This window comes from Paenibacillus sp. A3 (assembly GCF_001399685.1).
Taxonomy (GTDB): Bacteria; Bacillota; Bacilli; order Paenibacillales; family NBRC-103111; genus Paenibacillus_G.
The window spans coordinates 67958-85220 of sequence record NZ_JTHN01000128.1 but is presented as its reverse complement, the minus strand read 5'-3'; the positions used below and the strand labels follow the sequence as shown (position 1 = coordinate 85220).

Sequence of the window (17263 nt, the reverse complement as noted above, 5' to 3'; positions counted from 1 at the left end):
GCTTCTCGCCGCCGCGTTCGATCGTAATCTGCTTGCTCATAGATACGACCCACGTGTACTTGCCCTTGTACAGGTTCTGGATGTGCGGCAGCGAGAAGCTCAGATGGTTCGGATTCTCCAGCGCCGTCTTGAACCAGCTCTGCTCGGTCAGCTTCGTGTTCTTGCGCATGTCCATGGCCGGAAGCCCCGCAATCGGCTCGCCGTCCGCCGTAAAAAGCGCCATCGATACGATATCCGTGCGGCTGTCGAGTATCGTCCCGAGCTGATCGGTCAGCCGTTCGCCCGACACGATGGAATTCATCCACACCTTTTGCTCCACAGTCTGAAACACCTGCGACATATTTTGCAAGTAAATTTCGAGGTTGTATTTGACCTGCGCGACAATCTGTTCATTGCTGAGAAACGTATTCTGCTCCGCCGTCTTCGTAAATTTGTTGTACAGCATCACACTGACGAACGCTATAACCAGAAGCGTCAGCAGCGTAAACGACGCGGTGATGATCACCTGAATGCTCTTGACCTTCCACGTATAGACAACGGATGCGGCCATCCGCCGAAGCCCCCGGGCCACCCGCTTCATCCGCGCTGTCCCTCCATGGCGGCGCTGCGGTATTCCTTCGGCGAGACGCCGACATGCTTGCGGAAGCTGAAGCTGAAGTAGTTCGGCTCCGCATACCCGACCCGCTCGGCGATCTCGAACGCTTTCAGATCGGTCGTCCGCAGCAGCTCCTTCGCCGCTTCCATCCGAATGTGCATCAGGTAGTTCACGAACGTCATTTTCGATTCTTTCTTAAAAATGCTGCTGAAATAGCCGGCGCTAATGTGCAGATGGCTGCACACTTTCTGGATCGAAATGTCGGTCTCGTGGTAATGGCTCTTCGTATAGTCGATCGCCTGCTCCACCAGCGATTTGTACGCATACTGCCGCTGGCTCGCAATGCTGTTCATGATAGCTGTGCACAGCCCGAGAATGCGGCTCTTCGCTTCCTGAAGGCTCGCGAACTTGTGCAGCTCCGCAAACGGCACGAAGTCCGTCCCGAGCACCGCATCCAAGTCGACGTTCGCATCTTTGGCCGCTTTGAGAATGGCGGTCAGCATTTCCATCAAGTAAATCTGGTAATCCTTGAACGACACCTGCGTTTCGCCGATGCCGTGAAACAAGCCATCCACCGTCTCCTGAATTTCCTGCGGGGTGCCGACCTTCAGACAGCGGATCAACGCATGCTCCTTCAATTCGTCGAAGCGCAGCTTCTCGACGAAACGCGTTTCTACGTCGTCGATGCAAATGACCTGGTTGCTGCCGAGAATGCCGCGGTAATCGAGCGCCAATACCGCATCCTTGTACGAATAGGATACGTCCGTCAATTCGCCGCATACGGTACCAACGCCGATTGTGACGGTAAATTTCAAATATTTCTCAATGCTCTGCCGGATGTCCTCCAGCGCAGTAAGCGTTTTCTTAAGCGTGGAAGCTTCGCCCTCCGGCGCCTGTCCGGCTACCGTCAAAAGCACCAAATAATCGTTGTGCAAAAACACCCGCCCCAAGCGGTGCTTCTCGACGATTTCTTCGGCAATGTTCAGCACGGCGAAGCGCTTCAGCTCCGTGTCCTTCGAACCTCTCAGCGAGGCTTCGGCTGCTCCCTCCGCGTCCTCGCTGTCGCCCGTATCCATGCTGATGACGGATACGACGTAGGCGTCCGCCGCCAGCTCCAGATTATAGCTGCGGCATTTCTCCTCGATTTCGCGCCGCGGCAGCTTCCGCGCGACCAGCGAGGCCAGGAACACCTCGCGCAGCACGGGCAGACTTCTGCGGTAGTGCTCCTGCAGCGTCTGGACGTTTTCCTTCTCCGCCGCTTCTTCGTCAATCCGGCGCTTGATCTTCGCCAGCACGTCGATCAGCTCCTGCGCCGAATACGGCTTGAGCACATATTCGTCGATATGCAGCTTGACCGCTTTTTGCGCGTATTCGAACTCGTCGAAACCGGTCAGGATGACGATCTTCGTCGCTTCGTACCGCTGCCGGATCCAAGCCGCCAGCTGCAGCCCGTCCATAAACGGCATGCGGATGTCGGTGACGACCACGTCCGGCACCTGCCTTTCGAAAAGCTCCGCCGCCTCCTGACCGTTTTCCGCGGTTTCGATCACTTCGAATCCGTGGCGGGCCCAGTCGATCTCCCGCAGGATGCCTTCGCGCACATCTTCTTCGTCTTCCACAAGCATGAGCTTATACATCGGTCACGGCCTCACTTTGCGCCGCTGCGGGAACTTGCGCCTCCCGTCTTCGGCAAGTTTCGAAATCTCGTGATAACAATGTACCAGAAGGGCGCCCCGTTTGAAAAGTGGAGGAAATAGGTCGCCGGTTCCCTGCTACTTCCGGCACACCGCCACGCCGATAAAATACCGGATTCCGTCCCGCGGCTTCTCGAAGGTCACTCCGCGCTGATAGTAAATGTCCACCTCGGCAAAACCGTCGAACAGCTCCTCGAACTCGCCTGATGTCAGCTGGTGAACATGAAACGGTTCGCTGGTCGGCATGCCCCGCCCCCGGCCGAACGGGCTGGACAGGACCAAGATTCCTCCCGGCTTCAGCATGCGGTAGAGGTTGTCCATGAACGACCTGTCATCCTTCAGGTGCTCGATCGTTTCAAAGCTCAAGATCGTATCGAACAGGCCGAGCCGCTCCGGAAGCCCCGGGTCCGTCGCATCTCCTTGCACATACGTCACCTTCTGATGATGGTACTCCCGGCTTGCATACCGCAGCGTCTCCTCATCGTTATCGACGGCGACGATCTCCGTCACTTCCCGCTTCCGCTCCTTGGCCGTCATATGGCTCCCGTATCCGGTTCCGCACGCAATATCCAGTACCCGCCCCTGCGCATAAGGAGCGGCAAAATAATATCTCGCGATATGCTCCAGCAGCATACCGTTCGTCGGCTTCATCTGCTTGGGAATAATTCGCTCTCCCGTCCATTCGAGCATCCTCATCACCTCACTCGGAACCTACAAAAAAGACCGCCCATTCAAGTTAACAACTTGAACGGCGGCTGTCAAATTCGCGCCTATTCCTCTTGCCCGGTCTTGACCGGACGCTGATCCGGCGCCGAGTTCGCCAAAGCCGGCAGCATTCTCGTATCGCTGACCATGGGAGACTGGCACAGCGGACATGTCGGTTTATGCTCGAACATAAAATTGTCCCGCATCCACCCGTTGCAGTCTTCTTTCGTACAGGACCAGATCTTGGTCTCTTCCTTGGGGATCTCCTCAAACATCTTTTTACGATAATTCACGGCCATTCCCCTTTCCGATCGCAATACTAAAAGAAAAACCGCCCCTAACTTGCGTTAGAAGCGGGCTTGCTGCTTAGTAAACTTTTACAACGTTCTCGGCTTGCGGTCCGCGGTTGCCTTGAACAACGTTGAATTCAACGCGTTGGCCTTCGTCCAGGGACTTGAAGCCTTCGCCTTGGATCGCGCTGAAGTGCACGAATACGTCGCTGCCGCCTTCAACTTCGATGAAGCCGTAGCCTTTCTCTGCGTTAAACCATTTTACTGTACCTGTTTGCATGGGTGTGACCTCCACAATTAATAAATTTAATATGCTCATTTTTAACCAAAATTAAAAAATTCACACATTGAAAAAAGTATCATGTAAAAAATGTCACCTTTTTCAATATGTGAATTCCGGTTTCATTTATAAACATTTATTTCATTTTACCACATTCCGTACGTAAAGGCAAATATCGCCGCCGGCAAAAATAAGCTGCAATTATTAAGAATTATTTAGAAAAGAAAACTAACTTTTGGATAAGCGCCTGCCGATAGATACAAATGAGCATTTCAAAATTTACTGTTGTTAATGGAGGAATCACTGTGGATTATACTACACCGCAACATCAACACAAGAGTCCGAAAAGCTTTGTAGCCGCGCTGCTTCTGGCTTTCTTCTTGGGATCGCTTGGCGTTCACCGCTTCTACGTAGGCAAGGTCGGAACCGGCATCCTGATGCTGATTACCTTGGGAGGCTTCGGTATCTGGACATTGATTGATTTTATCATGATCGCCGTTGGGAGTTTTACCGATTCCGATGGCAGACCTATCAAGAATTAAATCTCACCGCCTCATAATTTACACGGAAAACTGCTGCTGCGCGGCAGTTTTTTTCATTCGCGCTTGTCCGGGAATTGGAGGGTCACGGCGATAAGAAACGACACCGCCAGCAAACAAAAGGGAACAACGCTGATCAAATAGCGGAACGTGCCCTGCGGATCGGGCCCCGGCTGCTCCCCGCTCACATACCCGAACAGCAACCCGACCACCCAGAAAGCCAACGCCGAGATCAAGCCGCTCGAACGCGTAATGAACCCCCCGACCGCGGTATAGACTCCCTCTCTCCGGTGTCCGGTCTGCTCGAAGTCCCGGTCGATGATCTGGCTGCCGAGCACGGGCGGCGTCACCAGAAAGCCCGCCAAGCCGAACCCGACCGTAACGCCTGCCGCGATGCCCCCCGCAAGATTGCTGCCGAACCACAGCGGAATGACGGATAGCCCGTACACAGCCAAGGAAAGCCGCCAACTCCGGACCGCCCCCAGTCTGCGAACGATCCAATACCACACGGCAACCAGCGGAATGACCGACACGAATACGGAGGCAAGCAGCAGGGAGACTTGCGATTCCGGGATGCGCAGAACGTATTTGGCATAAAACGGAATCATCGACCCGATCAGCCCGTTCACCGTCTGCGCGAACGAGTTGGCCAGATTGAACAACAAGAAGACGCGGTTTTTGAGCGTTTCGCGGAACGCTTCCCGCAGCCGAAGCGGCGGTTCTTGACGGGCTTCCTCGCTTTCCCTCACGGACGCGGCGCAGAAAAGCATGAATACGGCAAAAGCAGCGGCATACACAAGCGCCATCCGTCCGAAGCCCATCGCGGCAAACAACACCGGCGTCAGCGCCGAGCCGATCAGAATGGCGGCGATCTGAAAGCTCTGCTGAATGGCGGATGCTTTGGCCCGCAGCCGTTCGCCCCGGAACAGCTCCGGGAACAAAGCTCCGTAGTTCACCCACAGAATGGCCGAGACGCTCTCGAACAGCACGAGCGCGATCAGAAACCAGGCGAACAAGCCATAGCCGGACAAGCCGTCCGGGACGGCAAACACCATAACGAACGTCAGCATGAACAGCGGAACGGAGCCCACGAGCCACGGCTTGCGCCGTCCGAAGCGGCTGCGCGTCCGGTCCGATAAATAGCCGAACAAGGGCTGGCCCAGCGCATCCCAGATCAGGTAAATCGTTCTTGCAAGCGTGGCTAGCCCTACGCCAAGACCCAGCTTCTCTACATAGTAGTAGCTGTAGAACGCGCTGAACGCTTGAGTCGGGATCATCATGGCGAGCATGCCCAAGGCGAAGGCGGTCGGGGAATTCACATATTTTTTCACGCAGGTACCTTTCCCCCTTCGGCAAAGATTTTTGTAAGCGCTGCCAAAAAATGTTTCTGCAAGTTTGCTTCCTAGATCGTTATGCCGGCCTGTCGTTGCATTATTCCGATTTATCAGATTTGTAATATAAATGAAATATAATTTTCATCGTCCCTTAATGTTCGCAGGCTATAATAATCCTCGACCCCCTTTTTAATATATAAACCCTTTAGACCCACAGCCCGTTGCTTGTGGGTCTCTTTCTGTCCTTTTTGTCCAAAGGAAACACCACTTTTACAAATATTACAATACCAAAGAATCATACCCATGGAAGCAAAATTTCCAAATCCGGGTGTGTATAACCCATTTTGTGAATATGTGAATAATAACAAGCCCCTAGACAAGATTTCCGTTGGATAGGCTGTTTATTATGTGTATAACTCCGTGGATAACTAGGTGACCACATCGAAAATCCACCCAGATACGGGGCTTGTAATTGGTAATTGAGTTGACTTCCAACGCACAAAAAGACTCCATGACCTCAGGTCGCTCATGCGATAACCCAAAGTAATGAAGTCTTTTTCCGAAATCGTATTATTGCTTCTTGTTGTGCATCGACCGCAGCGCCGTACGGAAGTCGTCGTCCTTCATGGGAGCTTCGACGGCTTTCTCGGACGGCTTCCCGGGCTTTGCCGGTTGGGCGAACCCGCGGAGCGCCTCACGATATTCCGGATCGGCAAGCTTGGCCGAGGTCGGCGCGGCTTCCGCATCGGCTTCGGGAGCAAGCGCCCGGCCCGATTGTGCTATGGGCTTTTGTGCCGCCCGAACCTCAGCTTCCTGTTCCGCCGCCTGAGGCACTTGGACCGTAGTTGCCTCGGCTCTCTCCTGATTCGCCCCGGGGCGCTTCGTCGCTGCGGCTTCTTGCACAGCCGGACCCGCAGGCTCTTCCACTGGCAGCCCCTGCCCCGGCGCCTCCTCCGAATGGCCGGGAAACTGCCGCTCGCTCCGGGGGACAGGCGCAGACATCATCGATCGCATATTATACATGATGAGAACAATAACCAGAATGACGGCTATTGCGATGCAAATGACAGGAACGGTCATCTCGCTTCCTCCTTCCGTCCGCCTGAGTCTTCCGCTCAAGTACGCGCAAATCTCCGCGTAACCTCGGCAATCCGCTTCCCGAAAGCTCGGCCTAGCTCTTTGCCCTGCCCGCTGAGCAGCTCTTCGCTATCGATCGGGCACGTCACGCCTACACCATAATACGAGCCGTAGGTGGCGTTTTGCGGTATATTGCCCGGCAGACCGACAACGATCATGCCTTGATGCAGCATCGGCGTCATCAGGCTGACCATCGTCGACTCAAGGCCTCCATGCTCCGTCGCGGTCGTGCAGAATACGCCGCCGATTTTATCGATCAGCTTGCCTTGCGCCCACAAATAGCCGAGCTTATCGATCCATGCTTTAAGCCCGGCGCTGATCGTTCCGAAATGTCCGGGACAGCCCCAAATAATCGCATCCGCCTCCGGTAGAGCTCTGACGTCCGCTTCCTGCACGCTATGCACCTGCACCTCGGCATTCTCGACAAGGGCGGCTCCTGCAGCGATGGCGTGCGCCAATGCCTCGGTATGTCCGCCTTCGCTATCGTATACGATATATATTTTCATTTTTATCCCCCTCCTGGTTCACTTATCGCGCCGTTTGCCCCGGCGACGGGAGCAAAATAACCTCCATCGTACGCGCATTCGTCTCCTCAGGACTATGCAGGGTCCGCTTCGGCTTATCTTTTCTCACATCACGCAAGAATACACTCAAGCCCAGCCCGACCACCGAAATGATGGTCGTCCAGAAAAAGGCGTCGTTAATCCCCATCACCGTCGCCTGCAGCTTCGCTTCTCCGGCTAACGCCGCTGCCGCTTGCGTTTTCGCTTCGGTCAGCGGCAGATGCGCCGCCGCGGCGATCCGGTTAACGAGCGCACTGAACGAGTCCATGAAGGCCGGGTCCGTCGTATCCATCCGGTCCGTGAAAGCGGCATAATGAACGGTCGAACGATTGGTAAAAATCGTCGTAATCAAGCTTGTCCCGATCGAACCGCTGATTTGGCGCAGCGTATTGGACATCGCCGTCCCGTGCTTGCTCAGCTCCCGTGGAAGCTGATTCATTCCGGCCGTCATGATCGGCATCATCAACAAGGACATACCGAAATAACGCGCCATATAAATGGCAACAATATAACCGTAAGACGTATCCAAAGTCAGCGTAGTGAATTCGTACGTCGTCACCGTCGTAATGATCATTCCGACGACCGCCAACGGGCGCGGACCGATCTTGTCGAACAGCGTTCCGGAGATCGGCGACATGATCATCATCACGATCGCCCCCGGCAGCATCATCAATCCGGAATCGAGCGGCGTAAAGCCCCGCAGGTTCTGCAAATAAAGCGGCAGAAGAATCATGCCCGCGAACATGCTGGCCGTGACGAACACGTTGATCACGGTTGACAGCGAAAAGACGCCGTAGCGGAACACCCGCATATCCAGCATCGGGTTTTCCGAGCGCGCTTGCTGGATGACAAACGCGATAAGCAGAACGAATCCGGCAACGATGCAGGACAAGACAACGGTGTCCGTCCATCCTCTGGACCCTGCTTCGCTAAGCCCGTACAAGAGAAGCCCCACCCCAGAGATCGAGGTGACCGTGCCGAAGGTGTCCAGCTTGATTTTTTTAGGCTCTTCGATATTTTTCAGCTTGAAAAAAGCAATAATGAGCACCAACACGCCGAACGGGAGCATTCCCGTAAACAGCCAATGCCAGTCGTAATTTTGTACAATCCATCCGGACAAGGTCGGTCCGACCGCCGGGGCGAACATCATCGCGAGCCCGAACAGCCCCATCCCTTTCCCCCGCATCTCCGGCGGGAATATAAACAAGATGACGCTCATCACCAGCGGAGTCAGAACGCCGCCGCCGATCGCTTGGATGAGACGCCCGGTCAGCATGACCGGAAAGCTTGGAGCGATGCTGCAGATCAGCGCCCCTGCCGTAAAGGAGAGCATCGCGATCAAAAACAAACGCCGGACCCCAAGCCGTTCAATCAAGTACGCGGATAAAGGGATCAGAACCCCGTTCACCAGCATATAGCCGGTGAGCAGCCATTGCACCGTGCTCGTGCTGACGCCGAAGTCGGCCGTCAGATGGGGGAGTGCGACGTTCAGCAGTGTCTGGTTCAGGATCGCCAGGAACAAGCCCAGCATCAGCACCGTCAATAAACTCCCATATCCTGACAAGCCGCCCCGGTTTTCTTTCGTTTCTCGCGGAGAAGCCATCATTGCAGCTCCTTTCTTTATAAGATATTAGAAGTAAGCCATTATTTTTTCGTCAATTTAACCGTGGCGTTCATTCCCGGCAGGACAGAATCCGAATAGTTCGTCATCGAGATTTTGACCTGTACCTTCTGCGTCACTTTCGTATAATTCCCGCTCGTATTGGCGGAAGGCAGCAAAGAAAATACGGAGTTCGTCACATGTCCGATCTCTTCGACCTTTCCTTTCAACGTCGTGTCGGCATCGCCGTCCACCGTAATGTCCACCGCCGACCCGACTTGAATGTCTTTCACGTCGGTTTCGTCCAGGTTGGCCGTCACATACAGGTTCTTCATATCGACAAGCTGCGCCAGCGGCTGGCCGGGCTGAACCATTTGGCCTTCCTTGGCCTGATTTTTGACGATCGTGCCGTCAATCGGGGCAGCGACGTTCACCGTTTTCGAGCCTTCGGAGACTTGACCGACATTGCCATTCTTGGCAATCATCCCGCCTTCCTTCCCGCTCCAGGACGACAACGTACCGCCCGCCGGGGCGGATACCGCGATCACATCGCCCGCAATCCGAGCATCCTCGGTCTTAATATATTTGGACGACTGATCATAATAATAAAATCCGCCGAAGGCTAACAATACAATAAGAACAACGCCAATAATATTGGCTGCAAACATACGTCCTTTCATTCGATTTCTCTCCTCCATTATATTTTAATATATTAATTACTTTATAATAAAGTAATTTTGCGATAAAACAACTTTAGCATGAAAAAAAACGGAACACAATTAGTAATAAAATCCGGTATACTTGATCTGTCTGCCCTATTTCGAACAAAGTAAGGAGAAGCCCCATGTCCGCAAACCAGCCTCCGGACACGTCCGCCCATGAATTCGACTCGATGAACAGACTGGCGGAAACGTTCCTGAAATACAAAATGAAGCTCATCGAGCAAAAGCACAAAGAGCCGCATTGGCGGATGAACAACACGAAATACTACATTCTTAAGACCATCTATCATAACCAAAATTGCATGGTCGCCGATATCGCCAAACGATTGCAGCTTTCCTCCGGCGCAACGACGATTGCGCTGAATCAGTTGGAGGAAGACGGCCTGATCGTCCGTCTGCGCAGCGACTCGGACCGCCGCACCGTACGTATCGCACTCACGGAGCAAGGCGCTGCCTTCGTGAAGAACGCCATGGAAATCCGGCGGCAGCTGCTTACCGATATGCTTGAACCGCTGAGCGACGAGGAGAAGACTCTGTTCTTCGCCATGATCGACAAAATTACCGAACAGCTTGCTTCGAAGCTGGAACGGCAGTAATGATTTGCGAAGCTTTGATTGGGCAGGTAAGTAGGTCTTGGCCGATCAACCAACTGGCGGCTCTTTGGAATTTACAAACAGTAAAAAGGTCGATTTCTCTATTCTCAGAAATATCGACCTTTTTAGAACCAAGGCTTCAAAAGTACCGGAAGCTGCACCGGATATCATCGACATCCTCTTTCGACGTCAGAGAGTGAACTAAAATCTCTCAACCTTTTCCACATTTCTCCTTTGCCATTATTCAATGAATTCCATTGACGAATTTCGGTAACAGGCGGCAAATCAAGCCTGTACACTCGTTTTGTGGTTCGAATGTATTCGTGATTGACAACGACCAAAGTATGGTATATTGTTGTTACCGAAACGGAATACCTAAAACCTATTTAGGATAATGTGGACTTTTCTGGAGATTCATCTCTATTTTCGCCACACAAAGGCCTTACTGGTCATTTGTGTGGTTTTTTGCATTCAAAAAAGGAGGATTAATATGAAATTATGGCACTATGCATTGATTGTTTTTTTAGGAGGCTGCTGTTATGGGATATTGTCTACATTTGTTAAATTGGCTTATACAGCAGGTTTCACAGTGTCAGCAGTAACTGGAGGGCAGTATTTTTTCGGAGCTGTGCTTACTTGGCTCGTTGTTTTATTTACCAAAAAGAAAAAACTAACTCGTATACAAACTTCAAAGCTTATTCTATCTGGAGTTCCATTTGGGCTAACAGGTATATTCTATTATCAAGCCTTACAAACCCTAAACGCTTCGCTGGCTATTGTTTTTTTGTTTCAATTTGTTTGGATCGGAGCCCTGCTGGAGTGGTTGTTCCATAAGAGAAGGCCGACAAAGAGTAAGCTTACTTCCATTGTGTTGCTTCTCATTGGGTCCATTTTGGCTGCCAATGTACTGTTTCAGGAACGCATGGCGTTGTCATGGTTGGGAAGCTTTTGGGGAATGCTTGCTGCATTAACCTTTTCCACATTCGTTTTTTTGAGTAGTTCTGTTGAAAAAGCAACCCCTCCCATTTTAAAAAGTGCTCTTCTTTCCACGGGGGGTGTATTAACCGTATTTATCGTATTCCCGCCATCGTTTTTATTGGATTTGGATGTATTCATGGGGTTGATTCCTTATGGATTAGCACTGGGTATATTCGGGGTCGTCCTTCCTCCCCTTTTGTTTTCCATTGGAATGCCGCATGTTGGTTCAGGATTGGGAACGATTCTGACAGCATCCGAACTGCCGATTGTCATTACAATGTCCTCTTTAGTGCTGGCTGAACCCATAAGCTTGCCTCAGTGGATTGGAGTAATCATTATTTTAGGCGGGATTGTTAGTAGTAACATTCGATCTGAAAATTCAAACAAGAAATCTATTAAATATTCCCTGGGCGATTTCTCTATCGGATCCGGATCCGAATCCAATGCAAACAATAAATGAAGGAATCACTCGCTGGTTCGGAAACATTACGGAATAGTGATTCGTTTAAGGTGTTAACCGCCTCTCCACCTTGTCCTTTACGTCAATGGAATCAAGTTCTTGTCCTCAGCTTGGGATAGAACTTGATTCCTTAAATCCCCTGCGTTATGGCTATCTTAGTTTTGAAGACACGCTCTAGAACCGCGAATCCGCTTTTCCTTCCAGATTGCGCGCCGTTTCGCTTTTTTCCACCTGCTGCTCGTCGCGAAACGTGCCCAGCATAACATCGAACAGCGGATTCGTTACGCCGTACCAGTAATGTTCGCTTTTGTAATGATGCCAGAGATGCACTTTCTTCATCCAGCGCCCCCAGGGCGTGATCGGCTTGATGGGACGGTGGGCGACAAAGTGCGTCCATTCGTAGTAAAGCAGGAAGCTGATCACTCCCGTAACAAAAGAGATGGTCAGCACCGTATCCCGCGTCACCCCATAAGCAATCAGCGCCGGTCCGGCCATGACCGGGAGGCTGTACCATACGGGAAGAAACAGCAGGTGCAATTCGTTCGGGTAAATATGATGGTCATAGTGCAGGCGGCGGAGCATGGCAAGCAGCAAGGGATGCTTCGGCGGCTTCATATGAAACAAAAAGCGATGGATCATATATTCGCTCAATGCATAACCGGCCATCCCAATGACGAGAGCCAGCCATACCGTCCCCTCATTCGCATGAGGTAAAATGACCATCCACCCCGCCACCAGTAATACGCACATCACGCAAATATCAACATGGGTAAAAAACTCTTTGATATATGGTCTCATCGCGCATCCCCTTCCCGTTGCCCGGCTCGCTTATTTGGATTTTCGCATCAGCTCAAGGTACGCCCGAATAAAACCAAACAGGCTTCTCCGGGAACCGTACCAGCTTTTAATCAGACGGCCGAAGACCGGATATTTTCCCGCATAAGGAAACCAGTTGACTTCCGCCGGTTTCGTTCCCCGGTCCAGCACGACCGCCTTTTGATGACAAAACAACGTAAGGCCCTCTTCCCCATGGTAGCGTCCTATTCCACTCTGCTTTATCCCCCCAAAAGGCAGGTAGGGATTCGCAATCGTAACCATCACATCATTAATGCACACCCCGCCGCATTCCAGCAGGTCGGCAACCCGGCGGGCCTTATTCAGGTCCCGGCTCCAGACGCTCGCGTTCAGTCCGAAAGAGGAATCGTTCGCCAATTCGATTGCTTCCGCCTCATGATCAAAAGGCATGACGTTAATGACGGGACCGAACGTTTCTTCACGCATCACCTTCATCTGCGGATTTACCTGCGTCAGTACGATAGGCTGCACCTGCAAGCCCTGCGATAGCCTCCATTGTTCGGGACGAAGTCCGCACTCCAGCTCGGCCCCTTCCTCCAGCGCATGGCGCACATGATCGCTAACGATTTCCACCTGCTTCGAAAATGTCATCGAGCCCAAGTCCGTATCTTCGGTTCCATTTTGGCGCAGCCGGCTTACTTCCTGCTTTAGTCGCGTCACAAAATCGGTATAGACGGATCGCTCGACGTAGATTCGCTCCACCGAAATGCAAGCCTGCCCACTGTTGGCCAGCGATCCCCATACCGCTCCTCTCACGGCCCGTTCGAGATTCGCATCGGCGAAGACGATCATCGGGTCCTTGCCGCCGAGCTCAAGCGTGGTCGGGATGAGCCGCTTCGCGGCTTCTTGCTGAATCCGGGCGCCGGTTTGCACGGAGCCCGTGAAGAAAATATAGTCCGGCTCCGCCTCAATGAGTCTAGCTCCCATTGCTCCATCCCCATGAGCGATTTGCACAAGCCCTTCGGGCAATCCCGCCGCCGCGAATATACGCTCCATCAATATCCCTACAAGCGGCGTTACCTCGGAAGGCTTGATAATGACGCTGTTGCCGGCTGTTAATGCGCTTAACGCAGGCACCATCGCAAGCTGAAACGGAAAATTCCACGGCGCAATGACAAGAACGACACCCCGGGGGGAATAGGAAATCGCGGATTGCTTCCCGAACAAGGTGAGCGGCGTCTTCGTTTTTCGCGTCTTTAGCGTCTTGACTGCGCAGTCTTCCATATGCTTAATCGCATCCGCCACAATGAACAGCTCATGCGTCGCCGCTTCCACGAGCGGCTTCCCGGTCGCCTGAACAATCAGCTCCGCGCATTCCTCAAAATGCTCCGTGATGTAGTAACGAATCCGCCGCAAATACGTCAATCGTTCCGCTACCGGCATCTGCCTCCATGGGGTCGACGCCATTTTGGCCTTTTGCATCATATGGTCTACCGCTTCCAGCAGCGTTGCCTGAATCTCCTCTCCTTCTTCTCCTGTCGCAGGATTTACCGCTCTCCACACCACCACAATCGCTCCATTTCGCTATATATTATCTTATTCGCCGAACATCATCCTGCCGCGGCGTAAATAATCGCCATCTGTCCGGCGACATACGTGAACCAGATCCATATTTCTTTATGTTTAATACGGTATCCCCCGACATCCGTCACGCCGATCAGCAGATCGGACAGGACAAAAATCAGCCCGCCGACAGCCGTCAGCCACCAGACTCCTCCTAGCATCATCGCCAGATCAAGAGCAAAGCAAGCCATTCCGCCGACCCATAGTCCGTATCCAAGCGCTCCATAATTAAGGATAGCTTGCTTGTGGGGATTGCGAATGAAGAACAGCCACCCGACAACAAGCAGCAGGCCGTAGCCGGCCACGCCGATCCATAATCCACGGCCTCCCGCGGCCCCTCCGCTTGCAGACATCATTTGAATAAAAGCGGTCATATAGAAGCTCTGCGCGACCGCGAAGGTCAGCATGCCGCCAATTAACCTTTGCGGCCAAGGAATGACGCCCGCCATGGACAGATCGCCGAGGAATGACATCAGCATTCCCCAAAATACCCACTCGCCATAGGGCGAAGCTGCGTCGGACCGCCAAATGACGAACGCAGCCGCAACCAGAGAGAGACTGAGCATCACCCGTACCCACAGCGGAAGTATAAGACCGTCCTCGCCGCTTGCCGCTTTCCGTCTGGCCATCCATAACCCCCATGCAAAAAGAACAACCTGCACCAAAGCAATCCCCATCGTACCCCTCCAAATCTAAATCCATTCTATATCCTATATATGCCATTTTCCATCATTTCATTGACGGTTCAATCAAGAACGGCACAGCAAAAAGATGAAAGCCGCAGACGCGCCTGCGAATAACGCAGAGCACGACGGCGGCTCCTTTTGCGACCTGATGAAGAAAAAACTTTGCGACCGGACGTCAGTCTATTACGCCCATCTTTTGAGCGAAGGGATCACTTTGTTCAGCATTTCGCGGGCTTGCTGCTCCGACATGCCCTGACCTTCGACAACATGCGGTACGCATTCCTCGATCATCGATTGCACGGTAGCATCCGGGGAGGTGAAGGCACCTTTCTGGTAGCAGTAGGTGCAGTACTCTTCATTGCGGCTTCCGTCGGCATTCGTGCCGAAATCCTCGGCAGCGTTCAGGGGCATGCTGCAGCTTTGACAGAACTGTTTGTCCATTTTGACAACCTCCATTTGATTGGGAATAGCTACAGCATACACCCCTAACTATGACAACAGTTTGTCATGTTATTTTTTCATTTTCCGTACATCTTGCAGATGCGCTCCGCGCGATCCCGGATGAGCACGCGCAGCCGCTCGGGTTCGAGGATTTCAACCTTGTCCCCGAAGCTGAGCAGGAAGCCGTACACCCACTCGTCCTCGGGATACGTCTGCACTACCGTCAAGTAACCGTCCTCTCCCGTTTGCCCTTCCTCCATGCCGAAAAATTCCTCCACCCGGGCTCTCGCCTCAGGCGCGAAGCGCAGCACCATCGTCACCGTCCGGGAGCCGCTATTCCACATCTGCTCCAGGTCCTTCTCTTCCAGGCTCGCATGCTCTCTGCGCTCGAACGGGTGATCCGTCACAACCACTTGAGTCATGCGGGACAACCGGAACACGCGAAAGTCGCGGCGAAGCGGGCAATACGCATACAAGTACCAAGCTGCGCCCTTGAGCAAAAGCGTCATCGGCTCGACCTCACGGTCGGTCGTCATCCTATTGTTCGAAGTATAGGCGAAGCGGAGGGTTACCTCCCTCTGGAGCGCCTCCCGAATCAGGGCGACCTTCTGCTTCATCGCACCATCTGCCCCCCACGGATTCATATCGATGACGAGCCGCTCCTGCCAGAAGCGGGCGGTTTCTCCTTATCGGTCAACAGACTCGTATATTTCTCCAGCGTCGTTCCGAGACGCGCATCGTCGAGTGTCTTCGTCATCCCTTTCAACGCCGAAATGACCGAGGCGATTTCCTCGAACGTCAGCGCGTTCCGGTCCAGCCGGTAGCCCTCCATGACGGCAAAGCCGCCCCCGGCCCCTTGATAGGCGACGATCGGGAATCCGGCTTGGCACAACGTTTCGATATCCCGGTAGACGGTCCGGACCGAGACTTCCATTTTATCCGCGAGCTCCGCGGCTGATATTCTTCTTCTATTGACAACCAGCATCAAAACAGCAAGTATCCGTTCCAAACGCAAGACCGTTCCAGCCTTTCTTTATTCGGACTCTCTAGCACAGCAGCATTATTTAGACTTAAGCAGCACGTCCTCCGTTTGTCCCGCCCATTCGACAAGTATGGGGATCTCCTCGCTCTTTTGAAGATGAGCGATCGAGGAAAGTGAGCGGTCCACAACTTTATTATTTTGTACGCTGTAGTTTTTCGCCGAGTAGCTTCCTCCGGAATAGGTATAAGAGAAATTCACCGGTACTGTAAGATGCTCATTCGGTTTATATTGAAGCGTAAATCTTTTATCCACTTTGTCGCCGACCCGATAAACTTCGAGCTTCCCCGTCCAATGCTCGCTCTCTCCAGAGAACACAAGGTTCTTTTGATCTTCACGAGCACACCCTTGTAAAAGCAGCAGTAAAAAGAGTAAAACGAAGGTTTTTCTCATCGTCAGACCTCCCTGTTATTTACAATAATACCATACTAAAAAAGCCTGCTGATGGGAACCGGCAATTTCACATATTCATGTGCTGAATAAGTAAAGCCCATAGGCGGGAGTTCTCGTCTATAGGCTGAAGCATCGTATTCTATTCATTTCGTATTCGTAGTATACTTGTTCCAAATGGTAATGATAGTAAAATAAATTACTATAAAACTTTATAAGTATCTTTAATAGGAGAGTTTAAAAGATGTCGAATAACGAAGCCAAAGAATTGTATCCTAAAGCAATTGGAGGATGGTTACTTGTTTAAACGGTTAATGAAGTGTGTGTAATTCAGTGACGCTAAATCAGACTCTAGAAGGGCCGATGGGGTTAGTGAACTGAAAGATCGAGCGGAGAAACAATCTGAAAAAAGATTAAACAAAAAATAGCTTGTTTTCAAAAAGAAAAGAATCTTAAGGAGAAAATCGTAGAAATTAATATGTGGATGGAAATATTAATATTTTGGTTGTGCACTCGTTTTATTTGGACGAGTGCTTTTTTTGTCTTCGGGCGTTGGTGCATCTATTTTCGGATAGACACTGCTACTGTGAAGTAGGCGGTTGGCTGGTCTAGTGTTCCCCGTACGCGTGCGTCGTTCCCGTAGGCGCTGGTTGTGGTAAAAAACATACAATAGCCGGCGAATCGCATTATGAATTTCAATTCCTTATAGGTAGGTTTAAAACTCCGTCAGAAACAAAGGTTATATAACCCCAACAATGTAGGTTCAATTCCTCATAGGTACGTTTAAAACGCTATCCCA

At 52.1% G+C, this 17263-nt stretch carries 21 protein-coding genes; 4 read left to right on the top strand and 17 right to left on the bottom strand.

Features of this window, described 5'->3' with window-relative positions; genetic code table 11:
- The 5 genes from QJ48_RS19845 to QJ48_RS19825 all read right to left on the bottom strand — a co-directional run.
- Positions 1 to 580, bottom strand: a 580-nt coding sequence (locus tag QJ48_RS19845; protein ID WP_193394469.1) for a cache domain-containing protein, incomplete at its 3' end; no start/stop codon positions are given.
- Entirely contained in the window at positions 577 to 2232 is a 1656-nt protein-coding gene (locus tag QJ48_RS19840) for a response regulator (RefSeq protein ID WP_054975250.1), read from the bottom strand. The genes QJ48_RS19840 and QJ48_RS19845, both read right to left, overlap by 4 nt.
- Positions 2233 to 2367: 135 nt before the next feature.
- On the bottom strand, positions 2368 to 2979 hold the full coding sequence (locus QJ48_RS19835; RefSeq protein ID WP_054975249.1) for a bifunctional 2-polyprenyl-6-hydroxyphenol methylase/3-demethylubiquinol 3-O-methyltransferase UbiG: 612 nt from the start codon (positions 2977 to 2979) through the stop codon (positions 2368 to 2370).
- 80 nt (positions 2980 to 3059) lie between these two features.
- The gene (locus tag QJ48_RS19830; protein ID WP_054975255.1) at positions 3060 to 3287 is read right to left on the bottom strand and encodes a cold-shock protein; all 228 of its coding nucleotides are present in this window, start codon (positions 3285 to 3287) and stop codon (positions 3060 to 3062) included.
- A gap of 73 nt (positions 3288 to 3360) precedes the next feature.
- Positions 3361 to 3564, bottom strand: a complete 204-nt coding sequence (locus QJ48_RS19825; protein WP_010495688.1) for a cold-shock protein — start codon at positions 3562 to 3564, stop codon at positions 3361 to 3363.
- A gap of 305 nt (positions 3565 to 3869) precedes the next feature.
- Between QJ48_RS19825 and QJ48_RS19820 the strand changes: the two genes are divergently transcribed.
- Positions 3870 to 4106 carry a TM2 domain-containing protein gene (locus QJ48_RS19820; protein WP_054975248.1) on the top strand — a complete coding sequence of 79 codons (237 nt, stop codon included), beginning with the start codon at positions 3870 to 3872 and terminating at the stop codon, positions 4104 to 4106.
- A 53-nt stretch (positions 4107 to 4159) separates the two neighbouring features.
- Here the strand turns inward: QJ48_RS19820 and QJ48_RS19815 are convergent, their stop codons facing one another.
- The 5 genes from QJ48_RS19815 to QJ48_RS19795 form a co-directional block, all read right to left on the bottom strand.
- Positions 4160 to 5392 carry an MFS transporter gene (locus QJ48_RS19815; protein WP_054975254.1) on the bottom strand — a complete coding sequence of 411 codons (1233 nt, stop codon included), beginning with the start codon at positions 5390 to 5392 and terminating at the stop codon, positions 4160 to 4162.
- A 615-nt stretch (positions 5393 to 6007) separates the two neighbouring features.
- Positions 6008 to 6517: a hypothetical protein gene (locus tag QJ48_RS19810; protein WP_054975247.1), complete on the bottom strand. Its 510-nt coding sequence runs from the start codon at positions 6515 to 6517 to the stop codon at positions 6008 to 6010.
- A 35-nt stretch (positions 6518 to 6552) separates the two neighbouring features.
- On the bottom strand, positions 6553 to 7080 hold the full coding sequence (locus QJ48_RS19805) for an NAD(P)H-dependent oxidoreductase (protein WP_054975246.1): 528 nt from the start codon (positions 7078 to 7080) through the stop codon (positions 6553 to 6555).
- A 22-nt stretch (positions 7081 to 7102) separates the two neighbouring features.
- Positions 7103 to 8743, bottom strand: coding sequence for a DHA2 family efflux MFS transporter permease subunit (locus QJ48_RS19800; RefSeq protein ID WP_054975245.1), 1641 nt, complete (start codon positions 8741 to 8743; stop codon positions 7103 to 7105).
- Between the two features lie 38 nt (positions 8744 to 8781).
- A complete protein-coding gene (locus QJ48_RS19795; RefSeq protein WP_054975244.1) occupies positions 8782 to 9417 on the bottom strand; it encodes an HlyD family efflux transporter periplasmic adaptor subunit in 636 nt (211 codons plus the stop codon).
- A gap of 164 nt (positions 9418 to 9581) precedes the next feature.
- On the opposite strand from QJ48_RS19795, the gene QJ48_RS19790 reads away from it, so the two are divergent.
- From QJ48_RS19790 to QJ48_RS19785, 3 genes are all read left to right on the top strand, one after another.
- On the top strand, positions 9582 to 10055 hold the full coding sequence (locus tag QJ48_RS19790; protein WP_054975243.1) for a MarR family winged helix-turn-helix transcriptional regulator: 474 nt from the start codon (positions 9582 to 9584) through the stop codon (positions 10053 to 10055).
- Between the two features lie 37 nt (positions 10056 to 10092).
- A complete protein-coding gene (locus QJ48_RS37005; protein WP_157261694.1) occupies positions 10093 to 10257 on the top strand; it encodes a hypothetical protein in 165 nt (54 codons plus the stop codon).
- 285 nt (positions 10258 to 10542) lie between these two features.
- Positions 10543 to 11490: a DMT family transporter gene (locus QJ48_RS19785; protein ID WP_054975242.1), complete on the top strand. Its 948-nt coding sequence runs from the start codon at positions 10543 to 10545 to the stop codon at positions 11488 to 11490.
- Between the two features lie 174 nt (positions 11491 to 11664).
- On the opposite strand, the gene QJ48_RS19780 is transcribed toward QJ48_RS19785, so the two are convergent.
- From QJ48_RS19780 to QJ48_RS19750, 7 genes are all read right to left on the bottom strand, one after another.
- Entirely contained in the window at positions 11665 to 12288 is a 624-nt protein-coding gene (locus tag QJ48_RS19780) for a sterol desaturase family protein (protein WP_054975241.1), read from the bottom strand.
- Between the two features lie 30 nt (positions 12289 to 12318).
- Positions 12319 to 13848, bottom strand: coding sequence for an aldehyde dehydrogenase family protein (locus tag QJ48_RS19775; RefSeq protein ID WP_337589631.1), 1530 nt, complete (start codon positions 13846 to 13848; stop codon positions 12319 to 12321).
- 47 nt (positions 13849 to 13895) lie between these two features.
- Positions 13896 to 14585: a lysoplasmalogenase family protein gene (locus tag QJ48_RS19770; protein WP_054975239.1), complete on the bottom strand. Its 690-nt coding sequence runs from the start codon at positions 14583 to 14585 to the stop codon at positions 13896 to 13898.
- Positions 14586 to 14777: 192 nt separating this feature from the next.
- Positions 14778 to 15035 (bottom strand): zinc ribbon domain-containing protein, encoded by a 258-nt coding sequence (locus QJ48_RS19765; protein ID WP_054975238.1) that lies wholly within the window; start codon positions 15033 to 15035, stop codon positions 14778 to 14780.
- A gap of 77 nt (positions 15036 to 15112) precedes the next feature.
- Positions 15113 to 15679 (bottom strand): YafY family protein, encoded by a 567-nt coding sequence (locus tag QJ48_RS36065; protein ID WP_082420591.1) that lies wholly within the window; start codon positions 15677 to 15679, stop codon positions 15113 to 15115.
- On the bottom strand, positions 15676 to 16044 hold the full coding sequence (locus QJ48_RS36060; protein WP_162238526.1) for a YafY family protein: 369 nt from the start codon (positions 16042 to 16044) through the stop codon (positions 15676 to 15678). The genes QJ48_RS36065 and QJ48_RS36060 overlap by 4 nt, the downstream gene beginning before the upstream one ends.
- A gap of 51 nt (positions 16045 to 16095) precedes the next feature.
- Positions 16096 to 16467: a hypothetical protein gene (locus QJ48_RS19750; protein ID WP_054975235.1), complete on the bottom strand. Its 372-nt coding sequence runs from the start codon at positions 16465 to 16467 to the stop codon at positions 16096 to 16098.
- Positions 16468 to 17263: the final 796 nt, after the last annotated feature.